Raw genomic sequence first — 19948 nt, 5'->3', positions numbered from 1 at the left:
AGTGATGCTATCCGAGCGGAGATTATTGTTAGAGACAGGCTAACTTAACTGATAGCTTAGGAGCTTAAGCCAAATATTCGAGTGACTTGCTCTGCCATCTCCTCGACAGACTGACTACCGTCTGTTATCAAACTGGGATAACCCAGCCTTTCGGCCTCTTCGCGGCATTTTTGAGCAAAGAGAATATCTCGGTTCATCCAGTTCTCGAAAGCCAGCTGGGGCTTGGAGGAAGCTCGCAGAACATAGGGGACCCATTCTCTTTTGGCATAATGCTCCTTCTGAAAATCTGCTGTCGGTGTGATACAAAGATAGGAAAGCTCCATCTCCAGCGATTTTATCAGATGTGGCAGGAGACCTGCCCCTTCAATCAGCAAGGTTTTATCCTGATTTTCCACCAAATAGTGTCCTAAGTAAGGGAAAATCTCCTCATAAAAGGACCATTCTTCCTCAAACATAAGAGGGGGCTCTCTCAACCAGATTTGATCGGCGGCTCGATTGGCCCTGAGATTGGAAAGTGGAGCCCCGTCTCTTCTAGCTGCTTGAGTAAAATCTTCCAGCAAATCGTCCAATTTAATCGGAAGCAGTTGATAGTGCTCTCCTAAAATAGAAGCAATCGTTGATTTTCCACTACAGGGCGAACCACCGATACAATAGAACATCTTCATTCCTCCCTTCCCTTGGGCAATCCTCTTGCTAAGAGGAGACAGACTTTGAAATCTTGCAACTAGACCTGATAGCAAAAATTTTTCAAAAATAAAAGGACGTCCTCAAAAAGGACGTCTCAACGTGGTTCCACCTTCATTCATCCATGGTAAAAACCATGAACCTCATGTTTGGCTATATCGTGGCCACCGTTTTATGTTTTCATAAAAGCTTATCGAGTAGTATCAAATCAGGCTTTCTATGCGCTTGCAGCAACCGCGCACTCTCTCAAAGAAAGGGACTGACTGACTTGTCTCTTTTCCTATTATAACACGATTAAAGAGAATTTCAAGCCTTCTAGACAAGAAATTTAATACCAGCCTCGTCTTCTCAACTTTTGTAATTGCCGGCTAGATGCCTTGATAATCCGAGCTGACCCATTGACTGGTAGGGCAATCATCTTGCTAGGCAGATACATGGCTGACTTGGCCAAACGCTTGGTAATCGGCTGTGCTTCTTCTGGATTTAATTTTTGGAAGTCCTTGGAAATCAGTAAATCAAGATAGAACTCATAGACCCTACGACCAAAATTTTCCGCCGAGATTTCATAGAGTTTGTTTTTCAAACGCTCCTCATCCATATCTGGTGTTGCTATGATAGCTTCCAAGATTGCACCAGCCAAATCATTTTCCTGATAATAAAGAGTACCGAAAATTTTCTCCGTAATCAGATTGTCCAGATAAGGATTGCCGTGAGCAATGATTGGCGTCCCACTGGCTAAGCTTTCCAAGTAGGTCAAGCCTTGGGTCTCACTGGTCGAAGCAGAGATAAAGAAGTCAGCCGCCTTATAGTAAAGGGCTGTCTCACTCGGAGCAATCATCCCCGTAAAGATAATTGCCTGCTCAATACCTAGCCTTCTAGCCTGGGCCTTCAAGTCCTCCAAATAGGGACCATCTCCAGCCACCACTAGCTTGACCTGGGCATTTTCCTCCAAGACCTCAGGCAGGGCTGCCAGAACAGCCTGGATATTTTTTTCATAAGAGACCCGAGATAGGCTTAAAAGCAAGGTTTCTTCTGGTCTGATTCCCAACTTTTCCCTTAACTCGGCTACATTCTCCTGGGAAATCTCTGGCCGTTCAAACTTGGCCAGCTCAATCCCTGTCGGAATGACCCTCTTTTCAGTCTGAATCTTATACTTGGTCAAGAGGTCATAGACAATCTCGCTGGGACAGATAACCCCGTCTAAATCATTGAGAAAGCCACGAACGATGTACTTGACCATACTAGGACGAATCAGCATACCATTTGCGATATAGCGGACATAGTCCTCATACTGGGTATGGTAGGTATGAACCACTGGAATCTTCAACTCCTTGGCAATCCAAACGCCTAAAAGACCTAGGGCAAACTCTGTTTGGGTATGAATGATGTCTAGCTGGTACTGGCGGGCAATCTTGAGGGCCGTTGAAAAGCCCCGATAGGCTACCCGCCGATCCTTAAAGGCAAAAAAAGGAACGCTAGGTATGCGGATGATTTGCCAGTCCTCGTAACGATTGACATCCTTGTCAGTCGTAGTGAAAATGAAAACAGTATGTCCCTGCTTTTCCAACTCTGTTTTTAGGGTCCGAATTGATGTAGCTACCCCTGAAACCTGAGGAAAATAAGTATCTGTAAAAAGACCAATGCGCATATTACATCTCCAATACTCTTTGGTAGGCTTCGACCAGCTGGTAGGAAACATCATCCATCGAGCGGCTCTCAGCTACCCGATAACCAGCCTCACGCTTATCCACCTTCTGGTCTAAAATATCTTGAATGGACTCTACAAATTCATCTACATTATGGCAGAGCTCAGCCGAAGTTTCATCAATCCAGCCCTCATAGACTGGAATATCTCTTAAGACTACATGCTGATGACTGGCCAAGGCCTCTAAAACAACGATTCCTTCCGTTTCTTCATAAGAGGGGAAAAAGAAAAGATCACTGCCACTCATGGCTCCCTGAAAGAGGGCTCCCTTAAAATAGCCAGGAAATTCTACATTGGCCGGATGGTTACGCTCAACCAACTTTCTAATCTTAGCTGGAATCAACCATTTATTGATAGAGCCCAGCCAGATAAAGCGAACATGGGGCATGCGACGAGCGACCTCGACAAAGTCCTCAATCCCCTTGCGGCGGAAGTAAAGACCGGCACAGACCACCACAGGCTGCCCTTCCTCAATATTAAAATGCTTGCGAAAGACAGCTTCCTTTTTAGGGTCCTTTTGATATTTGGCCAAATCAATCCCATTAGACACAGCAATAATGGGGGTACTGACCCCATAGGCCTGAATCAGCTTTTTAGAATATTCCGACGGAGTAATAATAAAGTCAGCCTTCTTATACATGTGGGCCAGGTATTTGCCCACCAAGGGTGCAAAGAAGTTAGAGCCGATAAAAGAATTTTCAAAGTCCTCTCGGGTCGAGTGACCATGCATAATCACCTTTTTTCCCCGCCTCTTAGCTGCATGGAGTAAGAGCCAGCTCCGGGGACCATAGGTATTGATATGAACGACATCATAATCGCCCAAAACATCTGTTGTATAAGGAATACCAGCCAGATCCAGGGCATGCATCTGATGCTGCAAGGCCCGACCAATCCCTGACTTTTCCAGGACAGACTTCCCTTCAAGATACAATAAAACTTTCATACCTCCTATTATAGCAAATTTTTAACAAAAAAACTGGAAGTTTCCTTCCAGCTGATCAAGAATCTTGATTATCCTCTTCTTTGTTTGCGCTTGAATTTCCAGAAGTAATAGAGAATTGGAATAATTGCAATGACTAAAAGAAGACTCAGGTAAAACCAATATTCTAGGAGGTAGACCCTAGCCCAATCCAGCTGCAAAATCTGGGTGGTTAACTGGAGAAAGACAGTCATAAAATCCGAACCCGGATATTGAGCCTGGATGATTAGCGTATAATGAATCACCTCTGAAAAATAGATGGTCAGATAGGAAAAAACGACACTGATAATTAAGGAAAAGAGGGAGAAATCAGGCTTAGCTGGAGCAAATTTACTCTTTGGAGTCGGTTCAAACTTGCTGCCTCCAAAAACTTCTTCCACTTCTTCTACTTCCTTTTGACCAGTCAGTTTCCTGGCCCAGTAAGCCCCTATCATAGGGCCCGAAAAGGCTATAAAGGGAACTAAGTTCGATTTACCTATATTTTGGGCTAGCCAGAGCAAGAAGCAAGTCGTCACAATCGCTCCCAAAAGAATGCCCAGGAAGGTCACCAATTTATACTCTTCTACAAAGGATATTTCTCTTCTTTGTCTCATGACTGTTCTCCTAGGCTAATAACCAGAGCAGCCAGCAGATTGACACGATGAATCAGGGCCTGATTGGACAGGAAAAGGATGAGCTTGCCCGTCTTATCCCAGATTTTGAGACAGCCTAGCTCATAGCCCACTTGATATTGGTCAAAGTCGTAGACCTCATCATCAACGCTAATGCTGTCTTTTGTGAGCTTGATTGTCATGGCAGCTAGTTCCAACTTCTCAAACATTCTCTTTTTGCTCAGGGAATTGATGTTCTTTTTGGGATCTTTAAATCTAAATTTTAGCTCCTGACCTGCTGCCAAGGCCTCCATAGCCTCAGGATAGGTCGCCTCAACAAAGTCTTGCTGGAAACCATCAAAACTCCTTCTAGAATAACCCATGGCAGGAATTTTTTGCCATTCCCCATCCTCGTCCTTGTACCAGACGAACATAAAACGATTGACCTGCCCCTTAACTGGTCCAAAGAAATATTCCAGATTTTGGTAAGAGAGCAAGGGTCCCTTGTTAACTCGAAAACCATCATCGTAAAAATAGAGGCTTGGATAGAGGCGCCAGAAAAAATAGGGCATCAGATAGCCAAAAAAGGCTAAGAGCAAAATAACACAAATCACAATGAGGATAAAAGGCCCCGTCGTTCCAAGCTCGGTCACCACCTTATATTGTTTTAGCGCAAAAAGAATAAAACTAACTAATAAAAAAGAGCATACACTAACCAGGATAAGATTAAGAAACATAATCTTAAGCGGCCGAACAAGCTTTTTAGGTTTTTCATTGATCATAGTCATCTCTCCTATTTGTATAATATATATGTAATATACCCCATAAAAATAGCTTTGTCAAGCTGGCTTATAAAAAAACCTGAGACAAGGCTCAGGTTGACTCTCTATTTCTTGGTCGAATTTCTTTCATAGATGCCATGGGCCAGAATCACTTCGCGCTCATCTAACTCTTCCTTGTGCATAATCTTGGTCAGCATGCGCATGCTGATTGCCCCCAAATCATAGAGGGGTTGGCTAACCGTTGTCAGGTTTGGTCTGGTAAAGCGAGCTACCTGAGAGTCATCACTGGTGATAATTTCAAAGTCTTCTGGTACCTTGACTCCCTGATCGGCCAGGCCATTTAAGAGACCAGCTGCTAGCTCATCGCCAGTAACAAAGGCAGCGCTAGCCTTAGAGGCAATGAGGCGTTCCGCCAGATGATAGCCATCATCATAGCTATACTTGGACTCAAAGACCAAACCTTCACTATAGGAAAGTTTCTTTTTCTTGAGCGCTTCCTTATAGCCTGCTAGGCGAATCTTGCCATTGATATCATCCACCAAGGGACCGCTGACAAAGGCAATCTTCTTATTTCTCTTGGCCAAAAGCTCCACTGCATCGACAGTCGCTTGCTTGTAATCAATATTCACACTCGGGAGTTGATGTTCCACATCTACCGTTCCAGCTAGGACAACCGGGGTCCTAGAACGGGAAAATTCAGAACGAATCTTCTCTGTCAGATGATAGCCCATAAAGATAATTCCGTCTACCTGCTTGGAGAAGAGGGTGTTGACTACGGATACTTCCTTATCATCATCTTCATCACTATTGGCTAGGACAATATTATACTTATACATCTCGGCAATATCGTCAATTCCCTTGGCCAGGGTTGAGAAGTAAGAATTGGTGATATTGGGAATAACAACTCCGACTGTCGTCGTTTTTTTGCTAGCCAGGCCACGAGCAACCGCATTTGGTCGATAGTCTAGACGTTCGATGACTTCCAAAACTTTTTTTCTCGTATTTTCCTTGACATTCTTGTTTCCATTGACGACCCGACTGACCGTAGCCATGGAAACACCTGCTTCACGGGCGACATCGTAGATTGTCACTGTATCGTCTGTGTTCATAATTCTTCCTTTCTAATGTGAAAATATCGTTTTCATTTTCCTACCAAGAACATTTTATCACTTATTGTAAACACTTTCAAGTATTTTGATAACTTTTTGAAAAGTCTTGATTTTTTATGGTTTTTTTGCCAAAATAGGAGGTGTAGAAAGAAGGTTTACCATGACAAAAATCAAGCAAATCACCCACTATCTCGAAACTGAAAACTTAACTGCTGCCGTCCTATCTGATCCAGTAACCATTAACTATCTGACAGGCTTTTACAGCGACCCCCATGAAAGACAGATGTTTCTCTTTATCTGCACTGACAGACAGCCCCTGCTCTTTGTGCCAGCGCTTGAGGTCGAGCGCGCTAATTCAGCTGTCGATTTTCAAGTTGCAGGCTATGTTGATTCTGAAAATCCTTGGGAAAAGATTAGGGAAATCCTTTCTCCTAGTACCAAGAGTCGGATTGCCCTAGAGTTTGACAATTTGATTCTCAGCAAGTACCAGGGACTCAAGCAGGTCTTTGAGGGAGCTGTTTTTTCCGATTTGACTCCTTTTGTCAACCGTATGCGGCTGATTAAGTCGGCTGATGAAATCAAGAAGATGCTGGTGGCCGGACAATTCGCTGACCAGGCAGTCCAGCGTGGTTTTGCAGCTATTGCAGCCGGAAAAACAGAGACTGACCTGATTGCTGAAATTGAGTTTGAAATGAAGAAATTGGGACTGGAAATGAGCTTTGAAACCATGGTCCTAACCGATGATAATGCCGCCAATCCTCATGGTATTCCTGGACCAAACCCGATTAAAAAAGACGCCCTACTCCTTTTCGACTTGGGAGTCATGGCAAATGGCTATGCCAGTGACATGACCCGGACTGTAGCTGTCGGCCAACCAGACCAGTTTAAAAAGGACATTTATCAATTAACCCTAGAAGCTCAAAGGGCTGCTCTTGACTTTATTAAACCAGGAGTTACCGCCCATGAGGTAGACCGGGCTGCCCGCCAAGTGATTGAGAAGGCTGGTTACGGCTCCTACTTCAACCACCGTCTCGGCCATGGTATCGGAATGGATGTCCACGAATTTCCTTCTATTATGGAAGGAAACGATTTGGTCATTGAAGAGGGAATGTGCTTTTCGGTTGAACCGGGAGTCTATATCCCAGGCAAGGTTGGAGTCCGCATCGAGGACTGTGGCTATGTGACCAAGGATGGTTTCAAACTCTTTACAGAAACCAGCAAGGACTTACTCTATTTTGACTTATAAAATAAAAAGGTAGGAAATCCTACCTTTTTATAATTTTATTTTGGTTACAATGCCGTCTGAGTCGGTCACTTCTAGCTCACTTGAAGTCAGCCAACGGCTGGGAGCCTGCAAATCTTGAGCCTTTTCATAGATATGAAGGAGGGCTTCCTTACTAGCCACTTGGACAGTGTAGTAGGCCAGCCCCAGTTGATTCGCTTGCCGCTTTTTCAGATGCTGACCTGCCCATTGATTGACGGCCAAATGGTGGTGGTAGTCACCCGAAGCTAACCAGGCCGCTGAAGGCAGAGAAAATTTATCCTCCAGACCTAGCAAGTCTTGATAAAAGCGACTAGCAGAGCGACTGTTTTTCACAGACAAGTGGACATGCCCCATCCGACTTCCAGCTGCAATCTTGAAGGGATCTTCTTCCCTACCTAGCTCATAGATGGCCTGGGCTGCCAATTCCTCGGTAACTCCTACAATTCGGCCGTCCTCTCGAATATCCCAATCTTTTTGTGGCTTGTCGCGGTAGAGCTCAATCCCATTTCCCTCCAAATCTTCCAGATAAATAGCCTCACTGTAACCATGGTCAGCCCCGCCAACCAGAGGCAGTTTGAGCTCGGCCAGGTGTTTAAAAATATCTGCCAAGCCCTGACGGTCCGGTAGGAGAATAGCCAGGTGATAGAGACCATAGTTCTCCTTGCTAGAGCTAGTATCGCTTGATTTTAAGAGGCGAATCAAGGCCTCCTCGCCACTTCCTAAGAGGACTTGGCCGTCTGATTCTTCTAAGACTTCTAGACCCAAAATCTGCTGATAGAAAGCTTTTTGCTTGTCCAAGTCTGCCACATTTAAGGCTACTTCCTTCAGATAAAGTTGACTATGATATGGATAGGTCATATTTCCCCTTTCTTTTTAGAACAAGACTCAGGCTAGCTTACTTGCCAAGCACCGAAATTCGCTCTTGAATATGCTGACCTTGCTCGATTTCGTCTAGCATAGCGATGGCATAGTCAGCATAAGAAATGCTGCTTTGACCGGCTTCATTAAGGGTGAAGACTTCACCTGCCAGGATATAGTCCCCTGTCTTTTCACCGTCTTCTACAAAGTCCGCAGCTGGACTGATGTAGGTCCACTTGACTTGATTAAATCGGCGTAAGGCTTCTAGTCCTTGAGCCATGGCCTTAGCTAGCGGTTTAAATTCTGCTGGAAAGTCTGGAGCGTCTGATAGTTGACTAGTCAGGCTCTCATCTAAATAAAGGCTACCTGCTCCTCCCACGACTAAGAAACGAGTGTCGGTCCCTTCTAGAAGGCCAGCCAAATGCTCTAGTGAAGTGGTGTGCTGAGGCAAGAGTTCAGGACTAAAGGCTCCAAAAGCAGTCACGACCACATCAAAACCTGTCAAATCTTCTCTAGTCAAATCAAACAAGTCTTTTTCCAAGACCTTTTGGGCCTGGCTCTTATTCTTAGAGCGGACCAGTGCGGTCACCTCATGTCCACGTGCCAGGGCCTCTGCTACGATGGCTTGTCCGGCCAATCCATTTGCTGCTACTACTGCGATTTTCATTTTAAATTCCTCTACTAAATACTTTTTGTTTTGTTGTAACTATTTTTATTACATCAACTATTATAACAGATAGAGATGTAATGTCAAGTGTTACATCTCAAAAAAGATATTTTATAAAAAAGAGTGGACAAGGCCCCTCCCATAAGGATAGTCTCCTTGTCTCTCCAGACTAGAAAGAAAAAGGCTCTATAATATCTGTAGTGGGTAAATTAGTTCAAATCAAAATATACCCTTACAATCTAGTAATTGTCTGGTTTCAACTTATACCTTGTGAGATAAATTGTAAAGGATACTTTTGAATGGTGGTAGCTCTCATCAGAATTATAATTCTGATGAGAGACAGTTGACAAAGAGCCAAAAAAGCTGAAGTTTTTTCTTCAGCTTTCTTTTTGAATATAGTATTCTGCATCTGCCACTAGACTGGCTAAATTGGTCTGGGCTAACTCTTTTTCCATAGCTGCTTGGGCAGCTAAAAGGCGCTTATCTAAGACTTGGCGAACATTGCGTCCAATGGAACAGTCTGGATTGGGACGTTCATGAAAACTAAAGAGCTGACCGCTCTTGCCTAGACTTTCTACAGCCCGGTAGACATCTAATAGGGTAATGTCTTCTAAATCCTTACTCAAAACAGCTCCTCCGGTCCCCCTAGCCACTCTTACTAGACCACTTTTTTTTAGTTGCGACAAGGTCTTACGAATGATAACTGGATTGACTCCGACACTACCAGCTAAAAGATCACTGGTTATTCGTTCTCCTTCTTCCCTAAGGGCAATCACGATTAAGATATGGCTGGCAATGGTGAAACGACTCGAAATTTGCATCCCTCTCTCCTTTCTTCCCAACATTTAATTCTATGCTTTCTCTATTATAACCTATCTTTGTTGTAACCGCAAATGTTACCACTCAAAAAGGAGTGAACCAGAGTCCACTCCCAAAATCATAGCCGAGATTTTTTGCCGATTTTTTCAGCCTTCTTGCCTATCTAATCTACCGATTTCAAGGCTTCTAACATATCAATGCGTCTGAGCGTATAATTGACAACAAAGCCGAGAATAATCAAAATTAGAATAATAGAAATTATTGGAACCAAATAGACTGATAAGGAAACATTGGGATTGAACATGATATTGGACGGTGCAATCATACGAAGCAAGAACTGGTGGAGGGACCGACCCGTAAAGATGCCAACTACAATCCCAATCAACGATAGACTGATGGTCTCCCGATAGATATAAAGGGTTACTTCCTTATTATGAAAACCAAGGACCTTAATCGTTGATAACTCACGAATCCGCTCCGCCACATTGATACTGGTCAAATTGTAAAGGATAACGATGGCTAGCAAAATAGAGACCAGGGTCAGGATTTGCATGACCAAACCGAGCGACTTGACATTCCCCTTAATCTGATTGACAAGACTGGTATTTTGGACCACTGCCCTTACACCGCTTAATTTCATAAAGTCGGCAGCCACATTTTGGATATTGCTAGTGGAAGAATCCTTCAATTTTATCAGGTAGGCATTTTCGACCAAGTCCTGCTTAAAGGCTTCCTGATAATAAGCCTTATCCATAAAGATAAAGTGACCTGCGTACATCTCGCTGATAGCCGAAACTTTTATTTTATAGCTTTTACCCTCATCGGAAGTCACCTCAAAGCTATCGCCCACCGATAGGTGGAGCAAGTTAGCTAATTTCTGTGAAATAATAGCACCCTTACTTGATAATTTTAACTCTTTCTTGGTCTTACTATCATAGAGATGAACAAAGCCCTTGAAATCCTGACTATCAATCGCAAATAGGGTCAGGCTCTGCTCATCCTTTTGCCCCTTGATGGTCTTACTAAAGTTTTCGCTATAAATACTTTGTTTCTTGCTTAAGCTAGCAGAGTCTAAGGCTTTTTTCAAGTCGGTCTTTTCTTGAGAAGTCATCTGCTTTTTTTGTGATAGCAAGGCATGGTAGGTGATAATCTCACCAAATTGCCGCTCTGCGATACCACTCAAGGAAGAAGTAATGCCCAAGCCTGCAAAGAGTAGGGCAACCGAACCAGCCACTCCAAAAATAGTCATCAGCATTCTTTGCTTGTAGCGGAAAATATTTCTGGCTGTTACCTTTTGCGTGAAAGTTAGACGCTTCCAGATAAAGGGCAACCGCTCCAAGAGAATTTTTGAGCCCTTGCTAGGTGGCTTGGGTAATAAGAGCTGGGCTGGTACTTCCTTTAATTCCTTACGGGCAATATGTAGGGCCGGCAAAACACTACAGATAAGGGAGCAAAGAATAGCAACCAAGCTAATCTCCCAACGAAAGGCCAAATGGACCGGTGGATAAGTCGCCGTTACAAAGAGGGCCCGACCTAGGATATAAGGAAGAAAATAGAGTCCGGCCAAGATACCGATAAGGGTCCCTGCTAGGCCTGCAACCAGACCATAGATGACAAATTTCTTGATGACATCCGAATTGTTGTAGCCCAAGGCCTTGAGTACCCCAGCATTGATCCGTTCTTCATTGACAAAGCGGGTCATGGTCGTCACCGTGACCAAGGCAGCTACCAGATAAAGGACCAAAGGAAAGATATTTCCCACAGAAGAAATCCCTGAAGAGCGAGTCGCGGTCATGCGGTATTCCTCTGCTCCCGGAAGCGTACTGCGCGTATAGACATGGTAGCTAGGAAGAATCAAGCCAGCCACTTCATCCTTGGCCTTTTGAATCCTAGCCTGGCCGTCCTTGAACTTCTGCTCGGCCTTGCTCTTTTCAGTCTCAAAGGTCGCTTTCTTTTCATTGAGAGTAGCCTGAGCCTGCTGGATTTGCTCTTGTCCGGCTGCGAGCTGGCTTTTAGCTTGACTCAACTGGGCTTGCCCAGCCTGATATTCTGCTCTTTTATTAGCCAAGGTTGCTTGTCCAGCCTGGTACTGGGCCAAACCTGCTTGATATTGGGCTTGCTTGCTTTCAAAGCTAGCCTGGGCGGCCTGATACTGGCTCAAGCCGGATTCGTAAGGTGCGGCCTTGCTTTGGTATTGGCTGTAAGCGGCATTGTAGGTAGCTTGTCCCGCTTCTAATTGCGCCTGAGCGTTTGAAAGAGCGGCTTCTTGGCTGGCAATTTGATTTTGGCTAGCGGCAATCTCAGGCACGGTCGCAGGATCAACTCCTTGAGCCTGTAAAGCAGCGATTTTAGCTTCTAGGTCTGCTTTAGCTGCACTCAGTTGCGCTTGATTTTGTGCAATCGTCGCTACTGCTGCATCCAATTGCCCTTGCTGAGCATCCAACTGGGCTTTGGCTGCCGCTAGAGGTGCTGCCGCAGCATCTAATTGCGCCTTGGTCTGATTGAGTTGGGCTTGTCCAGCCGCCAACTGACTGGCTGCGCTATCTAACTGACTTTTAGAGGCTGCCAAACTTTGCTCAGCCTGGCTAAGCTGGCTGGCCCCTTGGGCCAAGACTTTTTCCTTTTCTGCAATCTGGCCTTGGGCACTAGCCAATTCCCCTTGTTTTTGATTGATTTGAGCCTGACCTTCGTCCAATTTAGCCTGACTATCTGCCAGGGTTTGTTCGCCCTGTTCAAGTTCAGCCTGGCCCTGACTAATCTTGTCCTTGGCTTCTGACTTGATGTCTGCCAGACGATTTTTTCCATTATCCTTGACTAGCTCTTCCAAATCCTTTTGATGGCCCTCAACCTTTTTACGGTAGCTATCCGAAAAAGAATTGAGCCTTTTCACATCATCAAAACGGAGGCGGGCAATGGTATAAACCGAACTTTTAAAAGCTTGATCAGAAACGACAGCATAGGCCGATAGACTCCCGCTCCCTGCATTTGAAGAACCCAGAGTTTTACTAGAGGACATCTCACTAGAGTTGACAAAGCCTGTAATGGTAAAAGTCTCTTCTTTCAAGATTTTTTCATTCCCATTTTCCTCCTTGAGGCTAATCTTGTCGCCAATTCGATACTTGCCCTTGTAAAAGGAAGCCAGAGCTAACTCATTTTCCTTGCTGGGCATTTTTCCAGCAACCAGCTCGAACTGAGAAATCTTATCTGTTCTTGAAAAGACCCGCACAGCCTCTGCACTATCACCGATAACTGTATCGGTAAAATAGCCATATTCGACCTGCGCCCCCTTGACCTTATCCAGTTCTTTCTGGTCATCCTTGCTAATACCATAATCTGAAATCACAGCCAAATCTAAAGCCTGATATTCTTCTAAGTACTTGCTGACCGTATCTTCAATATCGGGACTGGCTACCTTGAGCCCGACCAAGGCAAAAGAACCCAGCATCATCAGGCACATAACGGAAATAAAACGCCCCTTGGACTGACGAAAAGAGAGCAGGATATCCTTGTTTAAAATGGATTTTTTCATGGAAATCCTCCCTACTAATACTCTAGACTAGCAATATCTTGCGGCTCTGAATTAAGAGTCACCGACTGAACTTGCGCATCGTGCATGCGAATGACCCGATCTGCAATCGGAGCCAGAGCCCCGTTGTGGGTTACGATAACCACCGTCGCCCCCTGCTGGCGGGACATATCCTGTAAGATTTGTAGGACCTGCTTTCCTGTCTTATAGTCTAGCGCCCCTGTCGGCTCATCACAAAGTAGCAGTTTGGGATTTTTGGCAACGGCACGAGCAATCGACACCCGTTGCTGCTCCCCTCCTGATAATTGGGCTGGGAAATTATTGAGCCGCTTGTCCAAGCCGACTGCCGTCAAAGCCTCAACCGCATCTTGTGCATCCTTGACAATTTCTGAGGCCAATTCCACATTTTCCTTAGCCGTCAGATTGGGCACCAAGTTGTAAAATTGAAAGACAAAGCCCACATCATTACGCCGGTAGTCTGTCAGCTGATGTGAATTGTAAGTAGCAATATCTTGCCCGTCAATAATCACCTGTCCCTCATCATTGCTATCCATCCCGCCCAAGATATTAAGCACCGTTGACTTGCCCGCTCCAGACGAGCCCAGAATAATCACCAACTCACCCTTTTCAATCTCAAAAGAAATATCATTGTTAGCGACAATTTCCGTTTCACCTGTTTGATAGCGTTTATAGCTGTGTTTCATTTCAATATAAGCCATAGCTTCTCCTTTATCATGCCTATTTTCCTTTTTAAAAATCATTTAAATAAACAACGTGTTGATTTTTTGTCTTTCTTATTATATAATAGCAGTAAGCGAAAAGCAATCATCAATTTTCAACAGACTGTTGATTTAAGAAAAGAGACAAGCATGCAAAAAAGACAGACTGAAACTAAAGCCGCTATCAAAGAAGCCCTGACCCAATTATTACTGGAGGAAAAGTTTGAAGATATTTCCGTTAGTAAACTAACTAGGCGTGCGGGCATCAACAGAGGGACCTTCTACCTTCACTATCTGGACAAGTACGATATGATGGACAAGATAAAGGAAGAAATCATCTCGCAGATGCACACCATTTTTGAAGAAGACCTAACTCCTCAAGACATGATTATCCGAAATCTGACCCAGCTCAAACAGGACTATTCCTTTATCTATGCCGTTTACAAGAGCAACTATATCAATCTCGGTCAGGTTATCCGCGACTTTCTAATGACCGTTGTAACGACAGGCGACCAAAAACGGACCCAGTGCTTTATTCAAAGCAACTTCAAGATTCCCCATGAATACGCCCTGGAAGTATTCACCTCAAGTATTTCAGGCCTTATCCTCCATTGGATCGCCAACGGGGCCAAGGAAAGCCCCCAAGAAATTGCCAATATGTTCCTTCAACTCTTTAATTATGATAGCTGGTAATAAAAAGGCTTCAGATCTGGCCCTTAGGCGCTAGCTGAAACCTTTTTTACTTTTAGGATTTGATTTTTTTAGCCAGCATGGTGGCAAATTGCAGCTCAATCCGCCGGCCATTTTCATCACGCTTATGGAGCTTACCTAGATTTTCATTGTATTTAATCAATTCCCAATCCTTGTAGTATTCCTTGAGCTCTCCTTCCTTAAAGGTAAAGGAGAAAGGCATGGTGCAAGGGTGGCTCGCTGTATCCATGGCACAAACAATTAGATTGTAGCCACCAAGTTTGGTGTGGTCCTGCATATCAGCAATAATAGCTGGCACTCGCTCAGAATCCAAAAACATAAAGACCACCGTCGAGAGAATAAAGTCATAATCCCCAATCAAGCTTGCCTGGTTAATGTCGTAGCTAGCTAGCTCCAAGTCCAAGTCTTCTTGGTCAATGATAGAGGCTAAAATTTCTAAGGACAAGGGATTTCTATCCACCGCCGTCACCTCAAAGCCTAGCTGGTTGAGAAAAAGAGCATTACGCCCCTGGCCGCAACCCAAATCCAGGGCCTTCCCAACCGGCACTGTCTCCGATGCCTCCAAAACCTCAGAATGCACAGCCGTTAAGTTATATTTCTTAGAAAAATAATCCCTAGGCCGGCAGTAAAATTCCAAGTAACACTCCAAGTCAGGACTTAGAGCTTCCACCTTGTGCCAGGCCTGAGGCTCTACAAAGGGAGTCTCTGTCTCTGGACTAAAAATATGCTCTTCCAAGACTTGGCCTGCTTCGTCTAAGTCAAAAAATTTGAGCTGGCCCTGCAAAATGGTCAACTTGCCCCAAGTCCCCACCTTAGTATTATGCTTTTCTTTCACCATATCAGGCAGGGTCGCTGCTGTCCAGATAGGGAGGCGCTTATAAACGATTAAATTTTCTGTCATGGAAAACTCCTTTCTTGCCTCTATCATATCGAAAAAAAGCCCCTTATTCAAGAGGCTAAGAACTAAATTTTATCATATTTTCCTGCTTCTTACCATTTCCCCTTACACTAAAAGCAAGAGCTCCTACAGCTCTCAACTATCCTCAAAAGAGACAGTAAAAAAGGTTGGCGACTGCTGTCCCAACCTTAATTTCCTTATCTTGTATTATACTGCTTCATGGTTCTGGCAATATCGCGGTTTTGTTCACGCCGTTTAATAGACTCCCGCTTATCATAGTCATGTTTCCCCTTGGCTAGGCCTAAAAGGAGCTTGGCAAAACCATCCTTGAGATAGACCTTCAAGGGTACCAGGGTCATCCCAGTTCCTTTAAGTTGGCCTTCCAACTTTTGAATCTGCTTTTTATGCAGGAGGAGCTTGCGACGGCGTTCAGGCTCCTGGTTCCAGATATTGCCCTCTTCATAAGGGGCAATGTGAACGTTACTCAGCCAAACTTCGCCATTTTTGATCTGCGCAAAGCCGTCCTTTAGATTGATTCTGGCTGCGCGGACGCTCTTGATTTCCGTTCCTGTCAAAACCAAGCCTGCCTCTAGGGTATCGACAATGCTATAGTCATGCCTGGCTTTTTTATTTTGTGCGACGACCTTTCCTTCTCCCTTGGCCATGTTTTCCTCCTTTTTTAGCTATATCTTTGTAAAATGCCTTCTTATTTTTAGGCTTCTTGCTCTTACTTGACTTGTCTTTTTTCGCGCCTGCTACCTGGGGCTTTCGATTATTTGCCTTAGGGCTAGGCTTTCTTCTTTTAGTCTGTTTCCGGCCTTTTTCAATGACATCAAACTCACTAGGCAAAAAGGCAAAGTCAATCTCACCGCTTGTCTTGTCTGCCCGAAGGAGCTTGACCTTGATTTGCTGGCCAACCTGAAATTGACGGCCTGACTTTTCTCCTACCAGGGTCATGGTCCGTTCATGATATTGGTAGTATTCTGGTAGATTGCTGATATGAATCAAGCCCTCTACTGTATTGGGCAATTCGACAAAAAGACCAAATTTGACGACGCTTGAGACCACTCCCTCAAATTCCTGATTGACAAAGGCTTCCATATACTCAGCCTTTTTCATGGCCTCTACTTCTCTTTCCGCCTCAATAGCCCGACGTTCTCGACTAGAGGACTGGCTAGCAATTTCTGGAATGATTTGCTCAAAATGATCGGCTACCTTCTTGGATTGATTGTACTCTCGGACCATGCGGTGCACTAAGAGGTCTGGGTAACGGCGAATGGGGCTGGTAAAATGGGTATAAAATTCCGCTGCCAGACCATAGTGGCCGTGGTTGTTCTCGGAATAGCGAGCCTGCTGCATGGAGCGCAGCAACATCATAGCTAAGACTTCCTCATAAGGCTGGCCCTTGGCTGCCTTCATCAAATTCTGCAAGGCCTCTTGCTTGATACTAGAAGCTGTACCAAAGATACTCAAGCCAAAGCTCGAAGCATAATCAATAAACTTCTGTACTTTTTCAGCCTTAGGCTCCTCGTGAATCCGATAGATAAAGGGCAAATCTAACTTGGCAAAATGCTCAGCCACCGTTTCATTGGCTAGGAGCATGAAGGATTCAATCATCCGCTCGGCAATTCCCCTCTGACGCAGAACAATGTCCAAGGGTTTTCCCTCTTTGTTGACCATGATTTTAGCTTCACTGGTATCAAAGTTTAAGGCTCCCCGCCTCAAACGCATCCGCTCCAAAATTTCATGCAGGCGGACCATCTCCTCTACACTGGTTGCAATAGGAGCAAACTCGGCCAACTTATCGGCCTGGCCGGCAATCATTTGATTGACATCGCTATAGGTCATCCGAAAGACCGTTTTAATCAGGCTGGCTGTAATTTGATAATGAACCACCCGTCCCTTGGCATCGACTTCCATGATGGCCGATTGGGTCAGGCGTTCTAGCTGGGGATTGAGGGAACAAATCCCATTAGATAGGCGCTCGGGAAGCATGGGCACCACTCGGTCGGTCACATAGACAGAAGTCGCCCGATTGAGGGCTTCCCTGTCTAATTCAGACCCTTCCTTCACATAGTAGGAGACATCCGCAATATGGACTCCCAGCTCAAAATTCCCATTAGGCAGACGCTTGATGTGGACTGCATCGTCCAGGTCCTTGGCGTCTGCCCCATCAATGGTAAAGGTCATTTCCTCTCGCAAGTCCAAGCGTCCTTGATAGTCCTTTTTAGTCAAGCTTTCAGGGATGGCCTCGGCTTCAGCCAAGACAGATTCAGGAAATTCTGAGACAATATCCATTGACTCCAAGACCTCTAATACATCGATTCCTGGGTCATAAGAGTGGCCTACCACCTCTAAGAGGCTAGCCACAAAATAATGGTGGTTGCGGCTAGGATATTTTTCAATCTTAACCTTAACAACTTCTGTACCGTCCAGGTCAAGGGCTGGCTTTCTGATATAAATAGGCTGGCTAATCTTTTGATTTTTGGACCGGATATACCCCACATATTTGGGCTTTTCCTCATCGATTATCAATTGACCGACAGCCGTAGTCAGAGCATGCTCTAGGACATCGACCACCTTGGCCTCGGCAGCAGTTCCCTTCAAACGATTGGCTACCTTGGTGATGACCACCTCGACCTTATCACCATCAATGGCATAATGGACATCATTTTTACCAATAAAAAGGTCCTCTTCCTCCTCATTGAGGCTGACAAAGCCAAAGCCATTTTTATGGGCATGGAAAATCCCCGTTAGACTTGGTTCCTTTCTGACCTGCTTGAGATAGAGCAGGCCCTGATCGTTAAAACTTAATTGATGCTTTCTTTCCATTTGAGAAATGGTCTTGACCAAATCTCGAAAATCCTTGGCCGACTCTTTTCCTAATTCCTGGGCCAAGTCCGTCATACTGACGGCTTCCTTCTTTTTCAAATACTGTAATATTTCTGTTTTCATAGTTTCCTTTTCTGCTAGGCAGGGTATTTTAAGCCCGACTAGACTTAAAGACTTCAAAAAAATAGGCAAAGACAAAGTCCAAGCCTATCTTATTTACTTGATACCAATACCAGGGCCAGGGCTACCAGGAGCCAGAAAAAGACCAGCACTCCGGTTAAACGTTGCATCACTGCCTCAAAGCCACGCGCCTTTGGTCGTTCAAAGAGATCTCCTGAACTATTATCAAAAACGTTGCTGGACTGGTTTTTAGTTGGTTGCATAAAGATAGCGATGACTACAATCACTGACAAAATCATTAGAATGGTTATTAATAGACTGTACATATATAAACTCCTTCAAATCTTATCCATTTTATCATAAAATCTACTTAGATTCAAGATGTAAGGTTACTTTTCTTTCCTTGGGACAGTACTTGAGCACCTCAATCTTGGATGGATGCGTCTTTGTATTTTTACTAGTTAAATAATTCTGACTGCCACAAGAGCTACATGTTAAATTGATTTTTACCCGCACTGATTTCCTTTACTCCTAAATATTTTCTAAAGCTGATAAGCAAGATGATAAAATTAAGCAAGACCAAGCCTGCCGTTCCATAAAAGACCCAGGAATAACCCCAAGAAACTGAAATACTAGAGCCCATTAAGGGTCCCAAAACCCCTCCGATATAAAAGAAGGTCTGATTATAACTAAAGATTCGGGAAATCCCTTCCTTGGGAATCAGCTTATTCAAGAGAGAGCTTACCCCTGGAAGCAGGGCCCCCGTTCCTAGGCCAAAGAGAAAGCGTAGAAAGCCCAAGTCCCAAGGGCTGGTCGCCCGAGCACACAAGAGATAGATTAAAAAACTATAAAAGAGGGCGATTAAGAGCAGACGATGGCTCCCTATCCGGTCTCCCAGACGTCCCATCCAGCTAGAAGAAAGGATACTAGAAAAGCCCATAGCAGAAACAATTAGACCCGACACCAAGATAAGATGGTCTTTTTGACCCAAAGCCCGAATATAAAGGGTTAGAATCGGTGAAATGGACTGACCGACCATCTGAATGACCATGCTAGTTACAAAAAGGCCGATAATCATGGACTTATGGGGCAGGGCCTGCCAGAGCTGCCGACTAGATAATTCTTGCCCCTTGGTCAAGGGCTCAAAATTCTCTTGAATCCCAAAAATCGTTAATAGGGTCAAAAGAAAGAGCAAAAAACCAACCAGAAGAAAGACATTGCGAATACCCAGAGTCTGGGCAACCATTCCCCCTAGGAAAGGACCGAGCAGGGTCCCAGCCACTACTCCAGTTGACAAGGTCCCCAGGGCATAGCCCGAATATTTCTTGGGTGCCTGACTGGCAATCAAGGCCGTACTATTAGGCACATAGCCAGAGAAAATCCCATTTAAAAGCCGTAAAACAAGGAGAAGATAGACATTAGGAACAAAGGCTAGGCCCCCCATAGTAAAAGTCATAGCAAGTGCTGCCCGAATCATCATGGGCTTGCGACCATAACGATCGGCCAACTGGCCCCAGAGGGGGGAAATCAAGGCTGCTGTCATGGAAGAACTGGACACAGCCAAGCCGGCATACCAGTCCACAGCCGAACCTTTGAGGCCTAATTCCTCTACATAAAGAGCCATAAAAGGCACCACTAGAGAAAGACTGGCCCCAATCAAAAAATTTCCCAGCCAAGCTATCCAT

Annotated in this window: 19 protein-coding genes; 2 read left to right on the top strand and 17 right to left on the bottom strand. The window is 44.7% G+C overall.

What is annotated here, in order from left to right; all coding sequences use genetic code 11:
• Window positions 1-56: 56 nt before the first annotated feature.
• The 6 genes from C4K46_RS03025 to ccpA form a co-directional block, all read right to left on the bottom strand.
• On the bottom strand, window positions 57-665 hold the full coding sequence (locus tag C4K46_RS03025; protein WP_338059772.1) for an AAA family ATPase: 609 nt from the start codon (window positions 663-665) through the stop codon (window positions 57-59).
• A gap of 347 nt (window positions 666-1012) precedes the next feature.
• Window positions 1013-2332 (bottom strand): glycosyltransferase family 4 protein, encoded by a 1320-nt coding sequence (locus C4K46_RS03020; RefSeq protein WP_209627284.1) that lies wholly within the window; start codon window positions 2330-2332, stop codon window positions 1013-1015.
• Window position 2333: 1 nt separating this feature from the next.
• Window positions 2334-3332, bottom strand: a complete 999-nt coding sequence (locus tag C4K46_RS03015) for an LTA glycolipid anchor biosynthesis glycosyltransferase, IagA/BgsA family (RefSeq protein WP_209627282.1) — start codon at window positions 3330-3332, stop codon at window positions 2334-2336.
• Window positions 3333-3400: 68 nt separating this feature from the next.
• Complete coding sequence (locus C4K46_RS03010; protein WP_209627280.1) at window positions 3401-3961, bottom strand: hypothetical protein; 561 nt, start codon at window positions 3959-3961, stop codon at window positions 3401-3403.
• Complete coding sequence (locus C4K46_RS03005; RefSeq protein ID WP_209627278.1) at window positions 3958-4740, bottom strand: SLC41A family transporter; 783 nt, start codon at window positions 4738-4740, stop codon at window positions 3958-3960. The genes C4K46_RS03010 and C4K46_RS03005 overlap by 4 nt, the downstream gene beginning before the upstream one ends.
• A 104-nt stretch (window positions 4741-4844) precedes the next feature.
• Window positions 4845-5849 (bottom strand): catabolite control protein A, encoded by a 1005-nt coding sequence (gene ccpA, locus C4K46_RS03000; protein ID WP_209627275.1) that lies wholly within the window; start codon window positions 5847-5849, stop codon window positions 4845-4847.
• A gap of 160 nt (window positions 5850-6009) precedes the next feature.
• Between ccpA and C4K46_RS02995 the strand changes: the two genes are divergently transcribed.
• Window positions 6010-7095, top strand: a complete 1086-nt coding sequence (locus C4K46_RS02995) for a M24 family metallopeptidase (protein ID WP_209627273.1) — start codon at window positions 6010-6012, stop codon at window positions 7093-7095.
• A 27-nt stretch (window positions 7096-7122) separates the two neighbouring features.
• Here the strand turns inward: C4K46_RS02995 and C4K46_RS02990 are convergent, their stop codons facing one another.
• The 5 genes from C4K46_RS02990 to C4K46_RS02970 all read right to left on the bottom strand — a co-directional run bounded on the left by C4K46_RS02990 (window position 7123) and on the right by C4K46_RS02970 (window position 13702).
• The gene (locus tag C4K46_RS02990; protein ID WP_209627272.1) at window positions 7123-7971 is read right to left on the bottom strand and encodes a VOC family protein; all 849 of its coding nucleotides are present in this window, start codon (window positions 7969-7971) and stop codon (window positions 7123-7125) included.
• Window positions 7972-8008: 37 nt separating this feature from the next.
• Window positions 8009-8638: an NAD(P)-dependent oxidoreductase gene (locus tag C4K46_RS02985; RefSeq protein ID WP_209627270.1), complete on the bottom strand. Its 630-nt coding sequence runs from the start codon at window positions 8636-8638 to the stop codon at window positions 8009-8011.
• A gap of 377 nt (window positions 8639-9015) precedes the next feature.
• On the bottom strand, window positions 9016-9459 hold the full coding sequence (locus C4K46_RS02980; RefSeq protein WP_209627268.1) for an Rrf2 family transcriptional regulator: 444 nt from the start codon (window positions 9457-9459) through the stop codon (window positions 9016-9018).
• A 161-nt stretch (window positions 9460-9620) separates the two neighbouring features.
• Window positions 9621-12986 (bottom strand): FtsX-like permease family protein, encoded by a 3366-nt coding sequence (locus C4K46_RS02975; protein WP_209627266.1) that lies wholly within the window; start codon window positions 12984-12986, stop codon window positions 9621-9623.
• A 14-nt stretch (window positions 12987-13000) separates the two neighbouring features.
• Complete coding sequence (locus C4K46_RS02970; RefSeq protein ID WP_209627264.1) at window positions 13001-13702, bottom strand: ABC transporter ATP-binding protein; 702 nt, start codon at window positions 13700-13702, stop codon at window positions 13001-13003.
• Window positions 13703-13852: 150 nt separating this feature from the next.
• Between C4K46_RS02970 and C4K46_RS02965 the strand changes: the two genes are divergently transcribed.
• Entirely contained in the window at window positions 13853-14395 is a 543-nt protein-coding gene (locus tag C4K46_RS02965) for a TetR/AcrR family transcriptional regulator (protein WP_209627262.1), read from the top strand.
• A 52-nt stretch (window positions 14396-14447) separates the two neighbouring features.
• Here the strand turns inward: C4K46_RS02965 and tehB are convergent, their stop codons facing one another.
• The 6 genes from tehB to C4K46_RS02935 all read right to left on the bottom strand — a co-directional run bounded on the left by tehB (window position 14448) and on the right by C4K46_RS02935 (window position 19887).
• Window positions 14448-15314, bottom strand: coding sequence for an SAM-dependent methyltransferase TehB (gene tehB, locus C4K46_RS02960; protein ID WP_209627260.1), 867 nt, complete (start codon window positions 15312-15314; stop codon window positions 14448-14450).
• A 194-nt stretch (window positions 15315-15508) separates the two neighbouring features.
• Entirely contained in the window at window positions 15509-15976 is a 468-nt protein-coding gene (gene smpB / locus C4K46_RS02955) for an SsrA-binding protein SmpB (RefSeq protein ID WP_209627258.1), read from the bottom strand.
• Window positions 15939-18266, bottom strand: coding sequence for a ribonuclease R (rnr, locus tag C4K46_RS02950; RefSeq protein ID WP_209627256.1), 2328 nt, complete (start codon window positions 18264-18266; stop codon window positions 15939-15941). Before rnr ends, smpB begins: the two co-directional genes overlap by 38 nt.
• 89 nt (window positions 18267-18355) lie before the next feature.
• The gene (secG, locus tag C4K46_RS02945; RefSeq protein ID WP_209627254.1) at window positions 18356-18589 is read right to left on the bottom strand and encodes a preprotein translocase subunit SecG; all 234 of its coding nucleotides are present in this window, start codon (window positions 18587-18589) and stop codon (window positions 18356-18358) included.
• 40 nt (window positions 18590-18629) lie between these two features.
• Window positions 18630-18779, bottom strand: a complete 150-nt coding sequence (rpmG, locus tag C4K46_RS02940) for a 50S ribosomal protein L33 (RefSeq protein WP_209627252.1) — start codon at window positions 18777-18779, stop codon at window positions 18630-18632.
• Window positions 18751-19887, bottom strand: a complete 1137-nt coding sequence (locus C4K46_RS02935; RefSeq protein WP_245335120.1) for a multidrug efflux MFS transporter — start codon at window positions 19885-19887, stop codon at window positions 18751-18753. The genes rpmG and C4K46_RS02935 overlap by 29 nt, the downstream gene beginning before the upstream one ends.
• Window positions 19888-19948: the final 61 nt, after the last annotated feature.

The sequence above is a fragment of the Streptococcus oricebi genome (assembly GCF_017883985.1).
GTDB lineage: Bacteria > Bacillota > Bacilli > Lactobacillales > Streptococcaceae > Streptococcus > Streptococcus oricebi.
This window is presented reverse-complemented; position numbering and strand designations above follow the sequence as displayed.

Coding starts and splice junctions, on each gene's coding strand:
- C4K46_RS03025 (WP_338059772.1), bottom strand. CDS start 665: ATGAAGATGTTCTATTGTATCGGTGGTTCGCCCTGTAGTGGAAAATCA.
- C4K46_RS03020 (WP_209627284.1), bottom strand. CDS start 2,332: ATGCGCATTGGTCTTTTTACAGATACTTATTTTCCTCAGGTTTCAGGG.
- C4K46_RS03015 (WP_209627282.1), bottom strand. CDS start 3,332: ATGAAAGTTTTATTGTATCTTGAAGGGAAGTCTGTCCTGGAAAAGTCA.
- C4K46_RS03010 (WP_209627280.1), bottom strand. CDS start 3,961: ATGAGACAAAGAAGAGAAATATCCTTTGTAGAAGAGTATAAATTGGTG.
- C4K46_RS03005 (WP_209627278.1), bottom strand. CDS start 4,740: ATGATCAATGAAAAACCTAAAAAGCTTGTTCGGCCGCTTAAGATTATG.
- ccpA (WP_209627275.1), bottom strand. CDS start 5,849: ATGAACACAGACGATACAGTGACAATCTACGATGTCGCCCGTGAAGCA.
- C4K46_RS02995 (WP_209627273.1), top strand. CDS start 6,010: ATGACAAAAATCAAGCAAATCACCCACTATCTCGAAACTGAAAACTTA.
- C4K46_RS02990 (WP_209627272.1), bottom strand. CDS start 7,971: ATGACCTATCCATATCATAGTCAACTTTATCTGAAGGAAGTAGCCTTA.
- C4K46_RS02985 (WP_209627270.1), bottom strand. CDS start 8,638: ATGAAAATCGCAGTAGTAGCAGCAAATGGATTGGCCGGACAAGCCATC.
- C4K46_RS02980 (WP_209627268.1), bottom strand. CDS start 9,459: ATGCAAATTTCGAGTCGTTTCACCATTGCCAGCCATATCTTAATCGTG.
- C4K46_RS02975 (WP_209627266.1), bottom strand. CDS start 12,986: ATGAAAAAATCCATTTTAAACAAGGATATCCTGCTCTCTTTTCGTCAG.
- C4K46_RS02970 (WP_209627264.1), bottom strand. CDS start 13,702: ATGGCTTATATTGAAATGAAACACAGCTATAAACGCTATCAAACAGGT.
- C4K46_RS02965 (WP_209627262.1), top strand. CDS start 13,853: ATGCAAAAAAGACAGACTGAAACTAAAGCCGCTATCAAAGAAGCCCTG.
- tehB (WP_209627260.1), bottom strand. CDS start 15,314: ATGACAGAAAATTTAATCGTTTATAAGCGCCTCCCTATCTGGACAGCA.
- smpB (WP_209627258.1), bottom strand. CDS start 15,976: ATGGCCAAGGGAGAAGGAAAGGTCGTCGCACAAAATAAAAAAGCCAGG.
- rnr (WP_209627256.1), bottom strand. CDS start 18,266: ATGAAAACAGAAATATTACAGTATTTGAAAAAGAAGGAAGCCGTCAGT.
- secG (WP_209627254.1), bottom strand. CDS start 18,589: ATGTACAGTCTATTAATAACCATTCTAATGATTTTGTCAGTGATTGTA.
- C4K46_RS02935 (WP_245335120.1), bottom strand. CDS start 19,887: ATGGCTCTTTATGTAGAGGAATTAGGCCTCAAAGGTTCGGCTGTGGAC.